The sequence below is a fragment of the Agromyces allii genome (assembly GCF_009749385.1).
Taxonomy (GTDB): domain Bacteria; phylum Actinomycetota; class Actinomycetes; order Actinomycetales; family Microbacteriaceae; genus Agromyces; species Agromyces allii.
Window position 1 is genome coordinate 1 of the sequence record NZ_WBIN01000018.1, and the last position, 16058, is coordinate 16058.

Consider the following 16058-nt stretch of genomic DNA (forward strand, 5'->3'; position numbering starts at 1 on the left):
CCCGCGGTCGTCGCCTGTCGCGATGCGCTCGCCCGTGCGGCGGCCGCGACCGCGACGCCCGCGGGCGACGGGCTGCCGTAGCCGGCGACCGCGGGCCCACGGGCCGACGGGCCGACGGCGTCGCGACCCGATCGTCGCGGCCCGATCGTCGCGGCTGGTCAGCGGGTCAGCGGGCTCGCCTCGCGGCCGAGTTCTGCCGCCGAGACGGCGGTCAGACGCGGGCGCCAGCAGCGCACCGCAGCCCGGTACCTGCGGAAATCGTCGCCGAAGCGCGCCTCGAGATCCGCCTCCTCGAGCGGCCGGATCGCGAAGTTCCACAGCAGCGAACCGGCGATCGCGTACGCGACGACGAGCCACGACCCGAGCACGAGGCCGACCGCGGCACCCTGCACGATGCCCGCGAGCGCCATCGGATTGCGCACGTGGCGGTACGGCCCGGCGATGACGAGCCGGTTCGGCATCGCCGCGGGAAGGGGCGTGCCGTCGCCCCGCGTCGACATCGTGGCCGCCGCCCAGATGCCGAGGGCGCTCGCGAGCACGAACACGACCACGCCGACGGGCCGGGCCGCATCGACCAGCCACGGGACGGTCGCCGAGAGCCCCCACCGCTGTTCGAGCGCCGCGATCAGCACCGGGAACACCCAGAGGAACAGGCCCCAGAACACGACGATCTGCGCCGCGGTCGCCCAGACGTGCGCGGTCGGCGAGGTGCGCGTGCCAGCGGGCCGGAACGCGAACGGGCCGGCGATGATCCACTCGGTCGGCACGCGTCCGAGGAGCACCAGGCACAGGGCGACGGCCGACCCGCAGGAGGCCGCGATCATGAAGACCACGCCCCATCCGGCTTCGCCGGTGACCGTCGCATACCCCGCCAGCCCGATCGTGACGAGCATCGTCCAGACCGTGGCCACGACCGCTGCAGCTCGCACCCCGGACGCGGCGATCGCCGAGGCGACGACGAACAGCGGCACGTCGAGGATCGCCACGGCGACCGGATCGAGGCCGCCGAGCGTGGGCGAGATCCACACGGCGATCCACCATGCGGCGCCGGCGACCGCCTGCACCGCGAGGTACCGACGACCCCACTGCATGGCCGCCACATTACCGGCGAGCTCCAGCCCCCGAAGGCGGGGCGGTCGGGCCTCTGGCGCCGACGCTCCGAACCGGGCTACCCTGCGACCATGAATGCGCTTCGGGGGATCGCGATCACTGCAACCGCCATCACGGCCGTGCTCCTGCTCTCAGGATGCCTCGGCGAGGAGGGCGACGATCGGGGCGGCTCGGTCGACCCCGTCGGAACGTGGGGCGACACGTCCGACACGAGCGCGCCGTCGCTCGTGCTCGCCGACGGCGGCGGTCTCACCGGCACCGACGGCTGCAACCGGCTGACCGGCACCTGGACGGTCGACGAGTCCGACCATGTCGAGTTCCACGACGTCGCCTCGACGCGCATGGCGTGCGAAGGCGTCGACACGTGGCTCGAAGGGCTGAGCCAGGCGACCGTCGCGGACGACACGATGACCGTGCTCGACCAGGACGGGTCCGAGATCGGCACGCTTGAGCGCGCCGACTGACGCACCGGCGAAGCGGCCGGCCGATCAGCCGGCTGTCGGGTCAGCCTGCTCGTGCATCCAGGGCGTGTAGCTGACGCCGACGAGCAGCCCCTCGGGGCTCATCAGGCGCGAGGTCGTCTGCCCCCACGGTTCGTCGTGCGCACCGACGAGGATCTCGTGCCCTGCTGCGCGCAATTCTTCGACCGCGTCGGCCACGGCTGCGGGCGAGACGACGTCGAACTCGATCCAGGCCTGCGGGCGGGGACGATCACCGGGCCACTCGGTCGTGCCGAAGGTCGCCTCGGCGGCCTGGCTCAGCGGCCAGATGGCGAAGGCCTTGGCGCCCGCGACGTCTTCGGTGTGGAAGTACCCGGGCGCGTTCTCGTGGAAGGGGATGCCGAGGGCTCCGGCCCAGAAGTCGTGCGATGCCGAGTCGGCCGTGCCGATCGGGCCGAACCCGGCGATGAAGGCGATGTCCATGGGCCCATGCAACGCCTGCCCACCGACATCCGCCATCTCAGGCCGCGTCGGGGGCTGCGGCCGCGAAGCGCGACGCCTGCTCGGCGAGGAACGCGTGCACCTCTGGCGGCCCCTCGACACGGTACTCGACGCCGCGCGGCATCCACATCAGGGCCATGACGAGGTTCTCGACGAGGTCGGCCTCGATCGGCCAGGCGCAGTGCTCGGCGTCGATCGCGACGACATCGCGGCCCCACCAGCCGAGGTGCGCGACGAGCGCCTCGCGCGGGACCGCCGCCACGACCCGCATCGACACGGTGCGCTCGCGCCACCGCAGCGCCTTCTCGACGCGCGAGCGCGCCTCCTCGTCGGTCATCGGCCGGGGCTCGAAGTTCACCCGGGTCTGGAACGGATCGCTCATGCGGTCGAGGCGGAACGTGCGCCAGTCGTCGCGGTCGCGGTCGAACGCGAGCAGGTACCAGCGGCGGGCGACGGGCACGAGCCGGTGCGGCTCGACCACGCGGGCGGACGCCTCGCCCGCGGCATCCGTGTACCGGAACCGCAGCCGTTCGGAGTCGCGGCAGGCGAGGGCCAGCAGGCCGAGCAGCTCGGAGTCGACCTCGGGTGCCGGAGCGCCGGCGCCGCCCGCACCACCGCCCGAGCCGCCCGACCCGCCCGATCGCCCGCCGCCGACGCCAGGGCCGATGGACGCGTGCGACTGCAACGCCTCGATGCGGCGACGCAGGGTCGCGGGCAGCACCTGCTCGATCTTCGCGAGCGCACTGAGCGTCGTGTGCTCGGCGCCGCGCAGCCCGGCGGTCGCCTGCGAACGGAGGCCGACGGCGATCGCGACGCCCTCGTCGTCGGTGAGCAGCAGTGGAGGCAGCCCGGTGCCGGCCTCGAGACGGTAGCCGCCGGCGCTCCCCCGCAGCGACTCGATGCCGTAGCCGAGCTCTCGCAGCCGCTCGACGTCGCGGCGCAGCGTGCGGTCGCTGACGTCGAGCCGGTCGACCAGTTCGCGGGCGGTCCAGTGCCGGTGGCTCTGCAGCAGCGAGAGCAGTTCGAGGGTTCTGGAGGTGGTTGCGGCCATACCTGAATTCTCTCGTGAAACCGGACAGAAGTTGTCCGCATTGCCGAGGAGAGTGCAGGTATGACGAACCAGCCGAACACCTCGAACCAGATGATCACCGCACGAGGCCTGACGAAGACGTTCCGCGCCAAGGGGCAGACCGTCGAGGCCGTCCGCCCCCTCGACCTCTCGGTCGGCGAGGGCGAGCTCGTCGCATTCCTCGGCCCGAACGGCGCCGGCAAGTCGACGACGCTCCGCATGCTCACGACCCTGCTGCCGCCGACCGCGGGCGAGGCGATCGTCGCCGGCTGCGACATCCGATCGGATGCCGCGGGCGTGCGACGTCGCATCGGCTACGTCGGCCAGGGCAACTCGGGCGGCCACACCCAGCGGGTGCGCGACGAACTGCTCGCGCAGGGCGCGTTCTACGGCATGGGCCGCCGCGAGACCAGAGCGCGGGCCGCCGAGCTCATCGAGTCGCTCGAGCTCGAGCAGGTCGCGACGCGCACCGTGCAGGCGCTCTCGGGCGGCCAGAAGCGCCGGCTCGACATCGCGCTCGGGCTCATCCACCGCCCCGAGCTCCTGTTCCTCGACGAGCCCTCGACCGGCCTCGACCCGCACAGCCGGGCGAACCTCTGGCAGCACATCGTCGAGCTCCGGCGCGCGACCGGCACGACGATCTTCCTGACCACGCACTACCTGGATGAGGCCGACCAGCTCGCCGAGCGCGTCATGGTCATGGACCACGGCACGGTCATCGCCGACGACACGGCCAACGCGCTCAAGGCCTCGCTCGCGGGCGACCGGGTCACCCTGTCGTTCGATTCGTCGACGGATGCCGCGGCAGCCGCCTCGCGCATCGGCGGCGCCGTCGTGGCGGGCGATCCGCACGTGGTCGCCGTCACGGCGCAGGGCGGCGACCGTGCGCTGCCGACGTGGATCCGCGAGCTCGGCGACGCCGGCCTCCGGGTCGTCGCCGCGACCCACCGGCAGCCCACGCTCGACGACGTGTTCCTCGCCCTCACGGGCCGGAGCCTCCGCGAGGAGGCCGCGCACGCCGGCCCCGCCGACGCCGATGCCGACCGCGCGGGCGAGCACGCGGCATCCGTCGCCGCCTGACCCCCCACCATCTCTGAAAGGACCGATCATGACCACCACCGACACCACCGCCCGCCCCACCGGGTTCGTGCGCGACACCGCCGCGGTGTACGTGCGCGAGACCCGCCCGCTCGTACGCGACCCGTTCAGCGTCATCTTCTCGCTCGTGCAGCCGCTCGTGTTCCTCGGCCTGTTCGGGCCGCTGCTGGTCGGCGCCTCGGGCGGCGACGTCGCGGGAACGCTGCAGTGGTTCGTGCCGGGCATCCTCGTGATGGTCGCGTTGTTCGGCACCGCGAGCACGGGCGCGAACCTCCTGTTCGAGATGCAGACCGGATCGCACGAGCGCACGCTCGTCGCCCCGCTCTCGCGCAGCGCGCTGCTCGTCGGCCGCGCGCTCAAGGAGGTCGTGCCGCTCGTGATCCAGGGCACGATCGTCGTGCTCGTCGCCGTGCCGTTCGGCTTCAGCATCGACGTTCCGGGGCTCATCGCGGGCCTCGGCGTGCTGGCGATCTTCGGCATCGGCTTCGGTGCCCTGAGCTACGCGCTCGCCCTCGCCTGCCGCAACCGCGACTGGATGTTCTGGATGGTGCACCAGACGCTGCTGTTCCCGCTCATGATCCTGTCGGGCATGCTGCTGCCCCTCGAGGACGGCCCGGCCTGGATGCAGGTCGCCGCCGCCGTGAACCCGCTGAGCTACCTCGTCGACGCCGAGCGCGCGCTGCTCGCCGGCGACTTCACCGATCCGAACGTGCTCGGCGGACTCATCGCGGCCGTCGCCACGTGCGCCATCGGCGTCTTCGTGGGCGTGCGGTCGATGCGCAAGGCCCGCTGACCGGCGGGTGCACTGCACCAGGGGCGAGCGGATGCGACATCCGCTCGCCCTCTGCATGTGCGGGCCGGCGTACGAGGGTCACGACCGCGCGGGCTCGGATTCGGGCTCGGTCTCGGGGGCGCGCTCGACTTCGGGCTCCGACTCGGCGGCGGGCGCGGGTGCGGGCGTGGCACCGGCCTGCGCCTCGCGCTCGCGCAGCGCACGGTCGACGGCCTCCTGCACGCGCGCGTCCTCGCGGACCTTGCGCTGCGCTCGGCGCCGACGTGCGAGCCGCGCCCAGACGACGATCGCCGCGACGAGGAGCAGCACGAGCACGAGCAGCGTCCAGGGCACGGCCGCGGTCGAGGCGGTCTCCTCGACCGTCTTCGGGGTGGGAGGAGCGGCATCGGCTGACGACGCAGGTGACGCGGGGTCGAGCGTCACGCCGGCCGTGAGCACGAACGCCGGCACGACCCCCTCGACCCGCACTTCGACGGGCCAGGTCTCGCCGGGCAGCAGCTCGGGAACGTCGGCGACGCCCGATGCGGACACCGGCAGCATGCCGAACGGACCGGTCAGCGCGACACCCTGCGTTGCAGCGAGCCGCGTGTTGCCCGCGTTGCGCACGGTGTACGACACGGTCGCCGCGCCCGTGCCGAACGGGTTCAGGGTTCCGGAGTAGTCGACGTGCAGGTCGTCGACCGCGAGCCCGGGCGCGAGTTCGCCGCCGACGCGCAGATGGATGCGGATGCCGAGTCGACGGTCGACGGTCAGTCCTTCGTCGGCCTCGGGCGTGGCCAGTGCGGTCAGGATGCCGCCGGCGTGGTCACCGGGGGTCGCGTTGTCGGGCACGGTGATGGTGAAGGGCACCTCGACCGCCTCGCCGGGCTGCACAGTCACCCGGTCGGCGGCGGGAACGGCCCAGGCGCCGAGTTCTCGGGGGCGCACGTCGCGGGTCGCGACATCCAGTTGCCCGTCGGAGGTCGTGAACGCGTCGGCGGCGTAGACGTCGAGCTCGACGGGCACGACGTCGTGGTTGGCGATGACGAGCGCGTCGTCGATCGTCTCGCCGGCCTCGACCTCGTACGCGTAGTTCTCGCGGCCGTCGCCCCACGTGGTGTCGGCGGTGCGCACGCCCCACGTGACCTCGGGGCCGTCGGCCTCCTCGGCAGCGGCGGGTGCGACGGATGCACCGACCACGAGGGCCGCCGTCAGGGCGGCGACGAACGCCGCGGCGAACGCGGGTCCGAGCAACGCAGGCCCGAGCAGCGCGGTGCGAGCCGCCCTTCGGGATCGGGGCGAGCGGATGTCGGTGGCGGGCGCGGTGCGCATGTGGTGCTCCTCGTCGTCGAGGGTGGAACGGAGGGTGGCCGGGGCGGGCGCCGCACACGCGCTCGCCCCGGCCGGGGAGGTTCGGGCCGGCCGGAGCCGGCCCGAACCCATCAGCCGAGCCCGATCAACCCAGTCCGGTGATCGTGAGGGTGGCTCGGTAGGTGCCGTCGGTGGCCGAGACCGGGATCCGCAGATCGAGGTCCGCGCCGAGCTTGGCTGATCCGCGCTCGTGACCGGCCGGCGCGCTGCCGAGGGCCGACGAGTGGGCGAGGCCGTTGCCGCTCACGAAGCCCGACTGCACGGCCGCGCCGGCGACGGCACCGCCGCCCGCTTCGACGATCTTCGGAGCCCAGCCGAGGTACTTGCCCCCGAACGAGCCGCCGGGCGAGTCGAAGTCGCCGACCTGCGCCGAGACCGACCAGGGCGTGGCGCCCCGGCGCGTGTCGGTGACGCGCACCGGGTTGATCGTGCCGGCTGCGGCGAAGTGGTCGCCGTTCTCGACGGCCGTGCCGAGGTCGACGATGTCGTTCGTGCCGTCGATGCTCCACACGAACTCGCCGGGCGCACCCTCTGGCACGGTCACCTGCAGGTTCTGCGCGTTCGGGTCGGTCGCGCTCTCGTAGACCGCGAGGAACTTCGAGACGCCGCCGCCGGCGCCCTGGGCGGCATCGCCCTGGTCGTTGACGATGTGCTTGATGCCGCCCGTGCCGTTGAGCTTGACGGAGACCGCCGACTCGACGCGCACACCCGGCCGCTGCGGCACCTGGACGCCGCTCTCGACGAAGATGTCCTGGCTCTGGTTGTACTGGTTGTCGAAGAACGAGTACACGCCGAGACCCTGTGCGAGGTGGTGCCGCACGTGGTCGCCGACCCGGTAGGCCGCGTATCCGAGGCGGTTGCCGTCCTTGTACGCGCCCTGGGTGGGTGCGTCGTACGGGATCTCGCTCTGGAAGAAGATCGTGCGTCCGCGTTCGCCGTTCCAGATGACCTGGTTCTTCTGGTAGTGCTCGACGAAGAGTCCGAGCGCCGTGACGTCGTCGCCGTTCACGACCACGCCGTGGTCGCCGACGTTCGAGGTCCAGCCGACGCCCTCGCCGTGGTCGGCGCGCCAGGCCCAGATGTGGTCGAGGAGCGTGTCGGGGCTGTTGACCTCGATGCTCGTCGTGGCCTTGCCGGCCCACGGACCGCCGACGCGGATGAACACGTCGCTGAGCGTGGTCGGGTCTGCGGGGTCCGACGTGCTCGCGCCGTCGGGTCCGACCTTCACGAGCACGTCGGAGAGCACCTCGCCGGCGTCGACCGTGAGGCCCGCGATCTTGACGCCGGCGACGTCGCCGACCTCGATCGCCGCATTGCCCGCGGTGGGCACGAGCGACGCATAGCCGAGCCCGAGCACGACGGTGCCGGCGCGGTCGACGTCGAGCGGCGCGTCGAGGTAGTAGACGCCCGGCGTGATGAGCAGGTGCTTGCCCGCGGCGAGCGCGGCGTTCAGCTGCGCGGCCGTCGCACCCTCGTGCGCGATGAAGAAGTCGCCGATCGGGATCGACTGGCCCGAGGCGGCACTCGTCGACCAGTCGACGCCGCTCGTGCTCTGCTTCGCCTTCGGCACGAACACCTTGTAGTCGGAGCCGTCGAGGTAGAGGAACGGCGCCTCACGGTTGATCGGCGTCTGCGCGACGTTCGTCTTGTTGCCGAGGCCGTTGCCCACGGGCTGCGCGAAGTCGGTGGCCGGGGCGCCGGAGACGCCCGAGAACACCATGTTCCAGACGCCGCCGTTCCAGGTGCCGACGCTCGAGTTGCGCGTGAACCACTGCTGCTGCGAGCCGCTCAGGACCTCACCGGAGACCTTCGAGTTCGCGAGGTAGCCACCGGAGGCGTACTCGCCGACGCGGCCCATGAGGGTGAGCTTGCCCTCGATGTTGATGCGGCGCAGCGGTGCGGCCTGCGAGACCGCGAAGCGCAGCTGGTGCGCGTCGGCGGTGCCGCTCGGGAACGGTCGGTTCGCATCCGCACCGATCGCACGCTGGATCGGGTTGAACGTGAGGTTCGACATCGAGCGCCAGAAGCGCGTGAGCGAGCCGGGCTGCTGGCAGTCCCACGGGTTGGCCTCGCACGCGCGCACGGGCTCGACGTGGATCGCGCCGTTGATGCGCACGTCCTCGGGTGAGGCGCCGAGGCCCGCGACGGCCTGGTAGTAGCCGAGCTCGGAGTTCACGATGCCGGTCGCGGTGGCGGGGTTGTTCTGGCCCGCGGCGGAGCCGTAGGTGCCGGGCTTGAAGAAGAACTGGTGCCGGTCGAGGCTGAACTCCTCCTCGGTCGACGCGGCCATGAGGGCCGCGCTGATCTGGTCGGCCGTCCAGGTGTCGTCGAAGATCGTCACGTTGGGCCCGAAGTCGGGCTCGGCGGCGTAGGCGGGCGCGGCTCCGAGCGCGCTGCCGGCGAGGGCCAGCGCGGCGATCGTCGCGCCGGCGCCGATGAGCCGGCCGGGGCGGGTGGGCGGATGGTCCGCCCTGTTGCGGTGCATCACAAGGTTCTCCTTTGAACGTCGGCCGGCGGCAGATCGCGCCGCCGTTGTACCGGGTCAGTGCGAGGTGGTGCACGGCCGACGCCTTCCTCGGCGCGGTCGCGACGTCAGCATATGGGAAGACTTACTGACTTGTCAGTAATTTCTTTTCCAGATGACGAAGCATCGCGTCGCATACGCTCATGGGATGCCACTCCCCCACCCCGAGCGCACCCGCCACGACCACGACGTCGTGATCGTCGGCGGCGGCCACAACGGCCTCACCGCGGCCGCCTACCTCGCCCGAGCCGGACGCCGCGTGCTGCTCCTCGAACGCGACGACCACCTGGGCGGCGCGGCCGTCTCGGCGCAGGCGTTCGACGGCGTCGACGCCCGCCTCTCGCGCTACTCGTACCTCGTGAGCCTGCTGCCGCAGCGCATCATCGACGACCTCGGGCTCGACATCCGGCTCGTGCGCCGGCGCTTCTCGTCGTACACGCCCGACCCCCGTGACCCGTCGCGCGGCCTGCTCGTCGACGCCGACGCCACGCCCGAGGCATCCGTCGCCGCGTTCGCGAAGGTCGATGCCGAGGCGGATGCCGCGGCCTGGGGTTCGTTCTACGCCGACACCGCGCGGCTGGCCGAACGCCTCTTCCCGACGCTCACCGAGCCGCTGCCGACGCGCGACGAGGCGCGCGCGCTCGTGGGCGACGACCGCGCCTGGTCGGAGTTCGTGGAGCGCCCCCTCGGCGAGGTCATCGACGCGCGCTTCGCCAGCGACCTCGTGCGCGGCGTCGTCGCGACTGACGGCCTGATCGGCACGTTCACCGAGCTCGACGACCCGTCGCTCGACGCCAACCGGTGCTTCCTGTACCACGTCATCGGTGGCGGAACCGGCGACTGGGACGTGCCCGTGGGCGGCATGGGCGCCGTCACGGGCGAGCTCGCACGGGCTGCCCGCGAGGCCGGCGCCGAGCTCGTGACGGGCGCCGAGGTGCTCTCGGTCGACCCATCCGGCCAGGTGGTCTACCTGCACGACGGCGGCGAGCACGTGGCGACGGCGACGACCGTGCTCTCGAACGTCGCCCCGGCGGTGCTCGACCGCCTGCTCGACACCGCGTCCGATGCCGCGGCCGCGTCCGAGCGGTTCGCCGAGGCCCTGGCCGACTCGGCGATCGCACCTGCGGTGCAGTCGCCGTTCGTGCCCGACCTGCGGGTCGGCCTGCCGCCCGTCGTGCGCGAGCGGCTGCGGCACCTCGCCGAGCCCGAGGGCGCGCAGGTGAAGGTCAACCTGCTGCTCACCCGCCTGCCGCGCCTGCGCGACACGTCGGTCGCGCCCGAGACGGCGTTCGCGGGCACGTTCCACATCAACGAGCTCGAGTCGCAGCTCGCGACGGCGTACCGCACGGCCGCGCGCGGCGAGGTGCCGTCACCGCTGCCGTGCGAGATCTACTGCCACACGCTGAGCGACCCGTCGATCCTCGCGCCCGAGCTCGTCGGGGCCGGATGGCAGACGCTCACCGTCTTCGGGCTGCACGCGCCGCACCGGCTCGTCGAGCGGCTCGGCAACGACGCCCTGCGCGAGCGGCTGAAGGCCGAGGTGCTCGCATCACTGAACTCCGTGCTGGCCGAACCCATCGAAGACGTCATCGCGACGGATGCCGCGGGCCGGCCGTGCATCGAGGTGAAGACGACGCTCGACCTCGAGCACGCCCTCGCGATGCCGGGCGGCAACATCTTCCACGGACCGCTGTCGTGGCCGTGGGCGGAGCCGGGTGCGCCGCTCACGACGCCCGCCGAACGATGGGGCGTCGCGACGCGGCATCCGCGCGTGCTCCTCTGCGGATCGGGCGCGGTGCGCGGCGGTGCGGTGAGCGGCATCGGCGGTCACAACGCGGCGATGGCCGTGCTCGAGGCATCCGGCGCCTGACCAGACCGCCGGCTCCTCAGCCGAAGAAGACCCAGCCGAAGCCCACGACGAGCGCGAAGACGCCGAGCACGATGCTCGGAACGGCGGTCTCGCGGCGCTTGATGTGCAGCGCGGTGCCGACGCCCATGGTCAGTGCCAGCGCGAAGGCGGCGACGGGCGTGAGCCACGGCAGGATGCCCGTCGCAGCGGGCAGGATCAGGCCGAGCGCGCCGAGGAACTCGAGGATGCCGACCGCGCGGGCCTGGCCGTCGGAGAGGTCCTCCATGTAGCCCATCTTCTCGACGAGCTTCTCGCGCGGGGTGAGGCTCTTCACGGTGCCCGCGGCGAGGAAGACGAGGGCGAGCAGTCCGGTGGCGATCCAGAGGGCGATGGTCATGAGGTTCTCCAATTTCGATTCACCCAGAGGTGTCGGTTACGATGAGTGCGTGACGCACGATCGGTTACTCTAACCGAACGATCCCCCGCACTTCACCGTGCGTCACGCACCTCGAGGTGCGTGACCCCCGCGTGACACGCTCGGGCAGCACCTCTGCACCAGCTCGAACGCTCGACCCGAAGGACGACATGACCATCACGGATGCCGCGGCACGCCGTCTCGACGACCCCGCCGAGCTCGCCGACCCCGCCGACCCCGGCGTGTGCGATGCGCCGCCCGTCTGCGACGCCGAGACGTCCGAGGCCCGGATCGTCCGCGACCTGCTCTCGCGCGTCGGCGACAAGTGGAGCCTGCTCGTCATCCGGATGCTGCACGAGCACGCCATGCGGTTCACCGAGCTCCAGCGCAGCATCGACGGCATCTCGCACCGCATGCTCACGCAGACCCTGCGCAACCTCGAGCGCGACGGGCTCGTGTCGCGCACGAGCTACCCCGAGATCCCGCCGCGCGTCGAGTACGCGGCGACCGACCTCGGGCGTTCGCTCGCGCTGCCCGTGCTCGGCCTCGTCGAGTGGGCCTCGGCGAACCACGCGAGCATCACGAACGCCCGCGACGCGTTCGACGCCGCGCGCGACTGACGCGCAGCACGACGAAGGCCGACCCGCGGCATCCGCTCGGCCGCGCAGCACGACGAAGGCCGACCCGCGCAGTGCGGATCGGCCTTCGGAGACGAGTCGGGTCGTCGGTCAGACGACGAGGAAGAGCTGGCCGAGCACCAGCGCCGCGATGATGAACAGCGCGATGATCGCGCCGACGATGGCGAGCGACTTGCGCGTCAGGTTCGCGACCGCGTAGCCGACGAGGAACGGCAGCGCTGCGAGGAAGATCGTGGCGAGCCACCAGAACGCCGTGTAGCCGCCCTGGCTCGCCTCGTCGAGACGGCCCGAGAAGAGCTGCTGCGTGTTGGGGTGCGTGGCGAACGAGAACGCCGCCGAGAGCGGGATCGCGATGAACGCCGCGACGATGAGGCCCGCGAGGAAGCCCCACAGGCCGGACTTGCCGTCGGTGACGTTGATCGCCTCTTCGTGCTGCTTCTGCTGCGCCTTCGAACTCATGCGGCCAACTCTAGTAGTAGGGGGCTCGCGGGATTAGCCTGAAAACACCGACGATCGGGGGCGATGATGACCGTGAAACCGACTGGCCACTATCAGCTGAGGGGCGATGGGCTCTATATCGAGTTCGATCGGCTGTTCCATGCTCCGATCGAAGACGTCTGGTACAGCCTCACGAACCGCAACGCGATGAAGGCGTGGATCGGCACCTACACGGGCTCCCCCTCGACGGGCGCCGTGCGCTTCCGCATGAACGCCGAGGGCGACTACGCCGACGACGAGGGATGGCAGGCCGTCAGCATCCTCTTCTGCGACGCACCGCACCACTTCGTCGCAGACGGCAGCTCGCCCGAGCACATGCGCGTGTTCGCCAACCTCACCGAGCGGGGCGGCATGACGGCCCTGACGTTCGGCCAGCGCCTCTACCCCGGCACGAACGTCGCGGAGTGGGGCTGCGGCTGGGACTACTACCTCGACCGGCTCATCGCCGCGCGCAGCGGTTCGCCCATGCCGGCCTGGGAGTCGTACTTCCCCGCGTTCACCCGGTACTACGACGACCTGCCGGTGCCCGTGCGGCCCCGGCCGACGACCGAATCGATCGAGGTGGTCGACCCCGACGGTCGCGGCGAGCCCGGACACGGCCCCGAGGACGGGTTCGATCCGGCGCACGACGCGGACCTCGGCTGGCCCGCCGCCCCGCCGCGGTAGACGGGGAGTACGGCGCGGCAGTCGGTCGGGCGGGACACCCCGCCCCTAGGCTGACGCCGTGAACACGGCAGACCGCATGCGGCGACGCGAGCCCGCTCAGAGCAACGGCACCTTCTTCGCGAACCATCCGTTGCGCTGGGGCTTCATCGTCTCACTCGGCGTGATGCTCGCCGCGCTGCTCGGCGTCGCGGTGGTCAACCTGCAGAGCGTGATCCTGTCGGTCTTCATCGCGGCGTTCGTCGCGCTCGGGCTCGATCCGCTCATCCGCTGGTTCGAGCGACGGGGGCTCAAGCGCGCCTCGGCCATCGTGGTCGTGATGCTGCTCTTCATCGGCGTCGTCGTCGCGATCGTCTGGATCGTGCTCCCGCCCGTCATCGAGCAGGCGACGAGCCTCATCAGCAACATCCCCAAGATGGTCGCGAACGCCGAGGCGTCGGGCTGGTACGACAACGTCAACGACGCCACGAACGGCCTGCTCGCGGGCGTCGTCGACGCCGTGCAGGGCATCCTCACCGACCCGAACTTCTGGGCCACGGTCGGCGGCGGGGCACTCGCGTTCGGCGCCTCGGTCATCTCCGCGATCTCGACCGGCTTCTTCGTGTTCGTGCTCTCGATCTACTTCATCGCCACGCTCGACGCCACGAAGCGCGCCTGCTACACGCTGATCCGCGCGTCGGAGCGGGCCCGGGTGAGCGACCTCGCCGAGCGCATCATGCTCTCGGTCGGCAAGTACCTCAGCGGCATGGTGGTCCTCGCGTTCATGAACGCGGTGTACTCGACCATCCTGCTCGTCGTGGTCGGCGTGCCCTACGCGCTCGTCATCGGCGTCGTGGCGTTCTTCGTCACGCTGATCCCGCTCATCGGTACCGTGCTCACCACGATCCTCATGACGATCATCTCGCTGCTCGTCTCGCCCACCGCTGGCATCATCGTGCTGATCTTCATGCTCGTCTACATGCAGGTCGAGGCCTACATCCTGACGCCCAAGGTCATGGGCAAGGCCGTGCAGGTCCCCGGCACGATCGTGCTCATCTCGGCGCTGGCCGGCGGCACGCTGCTCGGCCTGCTCGGCGCGCTGGTCGCGATCCCGATCTCGGCGGGCATCCTGCTCATCATCCGCGAGGTCACGATCCCGAAGCAGGCGAAGCTCTAGCCTCGGGCTCCGCCTCCGCCGACGGACTCCGGATGCCGCGTGGCGGCGTCGGCCGTCAGGCGCGCCGTTCGGCGGCGGTCTCGGCCGTGCTCGCGACCGCTCCCCCGGCCTCGGCCGGCCAGACCGACGGCGCCTCTGCGCGCGTGGGCGGGAGCGCGACATCCGCACCCCAGCGTTCGATCCATTCGGGGAGTCCACCGGTCGCGGGGGCCCCGAACACCTCGATGAGCTCGGACACCGGAACGATGCCGCCCGTCTTGCGCAGGAACCGCGCGCGGATGAAGCCCTGCGCGTAGATCTCGGGAGTGCCGTCGGCGCCAGGGCGCACATAGCGCTGCTCGAGGTAGACCGCCTTGTCGTCGTACCCCGTGATGCGCGACTCGATCGTGAACCGCTGCCAGAGCTGCAGCGACTTGCGGAACGTGATCGTCTCGCTCGCGACGACCGGGTACCAGTTCTTCTCGCGCATCGTGCGCCAGACGCCGTTGCGCACGAGCATGTCGAAGCGCGCGACATCCATGATCGAGAAGTACACGCCGTTGTTCATGTGCCGGTTGATGTCGAGATCGGTCGGCAGGGTGATGAAGTTCGTGCGCGCGACATCGTCGTGCGCGAGGTCGGGCCTGCGGCGCGAGAGGAACAACACGTGCAGCAGCGTGCGGAAGAACATGTGCATAGTCGACGACTGTACGACCGTTCCTTGGTCGAATCCCCAACATTGGCGGGTCGCCACATCGCGCGAGCGGATGCCGCGGCACGCCGTTGTGCGGAACCGAGAGGTCAGCGCCCTTCGGACACGTGCCGTTCGTCGACGCCGTTGTAGACCGACAGGGGGCGGATCAGCGCGTTCGAGGCGAGCTGCTCCATGATGTGCGCGGTCCAGCCGGTCACGCGGCTCGCCACGAACAGCGGCGTGAAGGTCTCGGTGTCGAAGCCCATGAGGTGGTACGTCGGGCCGGCCGGATAGTCGAGGTTCGGCTTGATGTTCTTGCGCTCGCCCATCGCGGTCTCGAGCGCGACGTACAGCTCGAGCAGGTCGGGGCGGTCGTAGTACTCGACCATGCGCTCGAGGGCGTCGCGCATCGTGGGCACGCGCGAGTCGCCGTGCTTGTAGACGCGATGCCCGAAGCCCATGATCTTGCGCTTCTCGGCGAGCGCCGCGTCGAGCCACTCGACGGCGCGCTCGGGGCCGCCCTCGCCGGGGCCGATCTCCTCGAACGCGTGCATCACGGCCTCGTTCGCCCCACCGTGCAGTGGGCCCTTGAGCGCGCCGATCGCACCGGTGACGGCGGAATAGAGGTCGGCGAGGGTCGAGGCGATGACGCGCGCCGTGAACGTCGACGCGTTGAACGAGTGCTCGGCGTAGAGGATCATCGACACGTCGAACGCACTGACGACCGGCAGCTCGGGCAGCTCGCCGAAGCTCTGCCAGAGGAAGTTCGCCGAGTAGCCGAGGTCTTCGCGGGGCTCGACGAACTCGAGGTCGTGGCGGCGACGCTGGTCGTACGACACGATCGACGGCAGCTTCGCGAACAGGCGGATCGACTTCGCCAGGTTCGCCTCGTGCGAGTCGTCGGGCGTCTGCGGGTCGGAGGCGCCGATGACGCTCACGGCCGTGCGCACGACATCCATCGGATGCGCCGTGAGCGGGAGCTCGTCGATGATGCGCTTGATCTCGTGGTCGAGGCCGCGCAGCGAACGCTCGAGCTGCTCGAACTCGGCGAGCTGACGCTCGTCGGGCAGCTCGCCGTACCAGAGCAGGTAGGCGACCTCCTCGAAGGTCGCCGATGCCGCGAGCTCCTGCACGGGGTACCCGCGGTACAGCAGCGAGTTGGTGTCGGGGTTCACCTTCGACACGGCCGTGTAGTCGACGGGGACTCCGGCGAGTCCCTTGAAGATCTCGGGTGCCTGCTGCTGGTCGCTCATCTTGCTCCTCGTTGAGTGCGGTTGCGGT

The 16058-nt window shown here is 71.2% G+C and carries 16 protein-coding genes; 7 read left to right on the forward strand and 9 right to left on the reverse strand.

Annotated elements, in window-relative coordinates; translation table 11 throughout:
* Window positions 1–158 precede the first annotated feature (158 nt).
* A complete protein-coding gene (locus tag GQR16_RS18590; RefSeq protein ID WP_157416664.1) occupies window positions 159–1091 on the reverse strand; it encodes a methyltransferase family protein in 933 nt (310 codons plus the stop codon).
* A 90-nt stretch (window positions 1092–1181) separates the two neighbouring features.
* On the opposite strand from GQR16_RS18590, the gene GQR16_RS18595 reads away from it, so the two are divergent.
* Complete coding sequence (locus tag GQR16_RS18595) at window positions 1182–1574, forward strand: META domain-containing protein (protein ID WP_157416665.1); 393 nt, start codon at window positions 1182–1184, stop codon at window positions 1572–1574.
* A 24-nt stretch (window positions 1575–1598) separates the two neighbouring features.
* On the opposite strand, the gene GQR16_RS18600 is transcribed toward GQR16_RS18595, so the two are convergent.
* Together GQR16_RS18600 and GQR16_RS18605 are read right to left on the reverse strand one after the other, a co-directional pair.
* Window positions 1599–2033, reverse strand: a complete 435-nt coding sequence (locus tag GQR16_RS18600; RefSeq protein ID WP_157416666.1) for a VOC family protein — start codon at window positions 2031–2033, stop codon at window positions 1599–1601.
* A gap of 37 nt (window positions 2034–2070) precedes the next feature.
* Window positions 2071–3102: a helix-turn-helix transcriptional regulator gene (locus GQR16_RS18605; protein ID WP_157416667.1), complete on the reverse strand. Its 1032-nt coding sequence runs from the start codon at window positions 3100–3102 to the stop codon at window positions 2071–2073.
* A gap of 60 nt (window positions 3103–3162) precedes the next feature.
* Here GQR16_RS18605 and GQR16_RS18610 point away from each other — a divergent pair, with 60 nt between their 5' ends.
* Together GQR16_RS18610 and GQR16_RS18615 are read left to right on the forward strand one after the other, a co-directional pair.
* Window positions 3163–4200: an ATP-binding cassette domain-containing protein gene (locus GQR16_RS18610; protein WP_211373583.1), complete on the forward strand. Its 1038-nt coding sequence runs from the start codon at window positions 3163–3165 to the stop codon at window positions 4198–4200.
* Window positions 4201–4228: 28 nt separating this feature from the next.
* Window positions 4229–5011 (forward strand): ABC transporter permease, encoded by a 783-nt coding sequence (locus tag GQR16_RS18615; protein WP_157416668.1) that lies wholly within the window; start codon window positions 4229–4231, stop codon window positions 5009–5011.
* A 78-nt stretch (window positions 5012–5089) separates the two neighbouring features.
* Here the strand turns inward: GQR16_RS18615 and GQR16_RS18620 are convergent, their stop codons facing one another.
* Together GQR16_RS18620 and GQR16_RS18625 are read right to left on the reverse strand one after the other, a co-directional pair.
* Complete coding sequence (locus tag GQR16_RS18620) at window positions 5090–6322, reverse strand: WxL protein peptidoglycan domain-containing protein (protein WP_157416669.1); 1233 nt, start codon at window positions 6320–6322, stop codon at window positions 5090–5092.
* 124 nt (window positions 6323–6446) lie between these two features.
* A complete protein-coding gene (locus GQR16_RS18625) occupies window positions 6447–8846 on the reverse strand; it encodes an adenylyl cyclase (RefSeq protein ID WP_170298570.1) in 2400 nt (799 codons plus the stop codon).
* A gap of 187 nt (window positions 8847–9033) precedes the next feature.
* On the opposite strand from GQR16_RS18625, the gene GQR16_RS18630 reads away from it, so the two are divergent.
* Entirely contained in the window at window positions 9034–10755 is a 1722-nt protein-coding gene (locus tag GQR16_RS18630) for a phytoene desaturase family protein (protein ID WP_157416670.1), read from the forward strand.
* A gap of 16 nt (window positions 10756–10771) precedes the next feature.
* Here the strand turns inward: GQR16_RS18630 and GQR16_RS18635 are convergent, their stop codons facing one another.
* On the reverse strand, window positions 10772–11131 hold the full coding sequence (locus GQR16_RS18635) for a DoxX family protein (protein ID WP_157416671.1): 360 nt from the start codon (window positions 11129–11131) through the stop codon (window positions 10772–10774).
* Window positions 11132–11319: 188 nt separating this feature from the next.
* On the opposite strand from GQR16_RS18635, the gene GQR16_RS18640 reads away from it, so the two are divergent.
* Window positions 11320–11769, forward strand: coding sequence for a winged helix-turn-helix transcriptional regulator (locus tag GQR16_RS18640; protein WP_157416672.1), 450 nt, complete (start codon window positions 11320–11322; stop codon window positions 11767–11769).
* 108 nt (window positions 11770–11877) lie between these two features.
* On the opposite strand, the gene GQR16_RS18645 is transcribed toward GQR16_RS18640, so the two are convergent.
* Window positions 11878–12246 carry a hypothetical protein gene (locus GQR16_RS18645; protein ID WP_157416673.1) on the reverse strand — a complete coding sequence of 123 codons (369 nt, stop codon included), beginning with the start codon at window positions 12244–12246 and terminating at the stop codon, window positions 11878–11880.
* Window positions 12247–12309: 63 nt separating this feature from the next.
* Between GQR16_RS18645 and GQR16_RS18650 the strand changes: the two genes are divergently transcribed.
* On the forward strand, window positions 12310–12951 hold the full coding sequence (locus GQR16_RS18650) for an SRPBCC domain-containing protein (protein WP_157416674.1): 642 nt from the start codon (window positions 12310–12312) through the stop codon (window positions 12949–12951).
* 58 nt (window positions 12952–13009) lie between these two features.
* Complete coding sequence (locus GQR16_RS18655) at window positions 13010–14104, forward strand: AI-2E family transporter (protein ID WP_157416675.1); 1095 nt, start codon at window positions 13010–13012, stop codon at window positions 14102–14104.
* A 55-nt stretch (window positions 14105–14159) separates the two neighbouring features.
* Here the strand turns inward: GQR16_RS18655 and GQR16_RS18660 are convergent, their stop codons facing one another.
* Both GQR16_RS18660 and GQR16_RS18665 read right to left on the reverse strand, forming a co-directional pair.
* Window positions 14160–14780 carry an acyl-CoA thioesterase gene (locus tag GQR16_RS18660; RefSeq protein ID WP_157416676.1) on the reverse strand — a complete coding sequence of 207 codons (621 nt, stop codon included), beginning with the start codon at window positions 14778–14780 and terminating at the stop codon, window positions 14160–14162.
* Between the two features lie 104 nt (window positions 14781–14884).
* Window positions 14885–16030 carry a bifunctional 2-methylcitrate synthase/citrate synthase gene (locus GQR16_RS18665; protein WP_157416677.1) on the reverse strand — a complete coding sequence of 382 codons (1146 nt, stop codon included), beginning with the start codon at window positions 16028–16030 and terminating at the stop codon, window positions 14885–14887.
* Between the last annotated feature and the right edge of the window lie 28 nt (window positions 16031–16058).

Excerpts from the sequence above, each read along its gene's own strand:
- GQR16_RS18590 (WP_157416664.1), bottom strand. The coding sequence starts at position 1,091 with ATGCAGTGGGGTCGTCGGTACCTCGCGGTGCAGGCGGTCGCCGGCGCC.
- GQR16_RS18595 (WP_157416665.1), top strand. The coding sequence starts at position 1,182 with ATGAATGCGCTTCGGGGGATCGCGATCACTGCAACCGCCATCACGGCC.
- GQR16_RS18600 (WP_157416666.1), bottom strand. The coding sequence starts at position 2,033 with ATGGACATCGCCTTCATCGCCGGGTTCGGCCCGATCGGCACGGCCGAC.
- GQR16_RS18605 (WP_157416667.1), bottom strand. The coding sequence starts at position 3,102 with ATGGCCGCAACCACCTCCAGAACCCTCGAACTGCTCTCGCTGCTGCAG.
- GQR16_RS18610 (WP_211373583.1), top strand. The coding sequence starts at position 3,163 with ATGACGAACCAGCCGAACACCTCGAACCAGATGATCACCGCACGAGGC.
- GQR16_RS18615 (WP_157416668.1), top strand. The coding sequence starts at position 4,229 with ATGACCACCACCGACACCACCGCCCGCCCCACCGGGTTCGTGCGCGAC.
- GQR16_RS18620 (WP_157416669.1), bottom strand. The coding sequence starts at position 6,322 with ATGCGCACCGCGCCCGCCACCGACATCCGCTCGCCCCGATCCCGAAGG.
- GQR16_RS18625 (WP_170298570.1), bottom strand. The coding sequence starts at position 8,846 with ATGCACCGCAACAGGGCGGACCATCCGCCCACCCGCCCCGGCCGGCTC.
- GQR16_RS18630 (WP_157416670.1), top strand. The coding sequence starts at position 9,034 with ATGCCACTCCCCCACCCCGAGCGCACCCGCCACGACCACGACGTCGTG.
- GQR16_RS18635 (WP_157416671.1), bottom strand. The coding sequence starts at position 11,131 with ATGACCATCGCCCTCTGGATCGCCACCGGACTGCTCGCCCTCGTCTTC.
- GQR16_RS18640 (WP_157416672.1), top strand. The coding sequence starts at position 11,320 with ATGACCATCACGGATGCCGCGGCACGCCGTCTCGACGACCCCGCCGAG.
- GQR16_RS18645 (WP_157416673.1), bottom strand. The coding sequence starts at position 12,246 with ATGAGTTCGAAGGCGCAGCAGAAGCAGCACGAAGAGGCGATCAACGTC.
- GQR16_RS18650 (WP_157416674.1), top strand. The coding sequence starts at position 12,310 with ATGATGACCGTGAAACCGACTGGCCACTATCAGCTGAGGGGCGATGGG.
- GQR16_RS18660 (WP_157416676.1), bottom strand. The coding sequence starts at position 14,780 with ATGCACATGTTCTTCCGCACGCTGCTGCACGTGTTGTTCCTCTCGCGC.
- GQR16_RS18665 (WP_157416677.1), bottom strand. The coding sequence starts at position 16,030 with ATGAGCGACCAGCAGCAGGCACCCGAGATCTTCAAGGGACTCGCCGGA.